The 684-nt window shown below is 60.4% G+C and carries 1 pseudogene; it reads left to right on the forward strand.

The window, feature by feature from the left end:
• Positions 1-684, forward strand: a pseudogene (locus AO240_RS24965) (hypothetical protein); the annotation flags it as partial.

Here is a 684-nt window from a genome sequence, read left to right on the forward strand (position 1 = left end):
CTACGAACTGCCCGCCCACAAAACCCGCAGCGTGTTTCGCAGCCGCAGCTCACCGGGCAGCAGCGGCTTCAACGAATTGCACCTGGAAGACCGTAGCGGCCAGGAGCTGATTTACCTGCGCGCTCAGCGGGACATGCAGCATCGGGTTGAAAACGACAGCCTTCTGCACGTCGGTAACGAGCGCAAGGAAATCATCAAGGGCAACAGCGTGGCCGTGTTGGAAGCGCAAGACCAGCAGACATGCAGCATCGGGTTGAAAACGACAGCCTTCTGCACGTCGGTAACGAGCGCAAGGAAATCATCAAGGGCAACAGCGTGGCCGTGTTGGAAGCGCAAGACCAGCGCACCGTCACCGCCGACCGCAAAACCCAGCTCAAGGCCAACGATTATTTATGCGTGGCGAACAGCAGCCACACCCGCGTCGGGCAAACGCTGGTCGCCGAAGCCGGTCAGGAAGTTCACCTTAAAGCTGGCGCGCATTTGATTCTGGATGCGGGTGCAAGCATCACCCTGAAAGCCGGTGGGCAACACATCGTGATGGGCCCTGCCGGGATCTTCAGCAGTTGCGAGATTCAACTCGGCGGCGCGCCAATGCCAGGTACGCCGGCCAATCCAATACTGCCAGGGGCACTGACTGCGCTACTGGCGCCTGCCGAGCTGCCACCCATCATTGCGCCTTCCCAA

Origin of the sequence: Pseudomonas sp. ICMP 460 (genome assembly GCF_002723595.1) — a bacterium.
Lineage (GTDB): Bacteria > Pseudomonadota > Gammaproteobacteria > Pseudomonadales > Pseudomonadaceae > Aquipseudomonas > Aquipseudomonas kitaguniensis.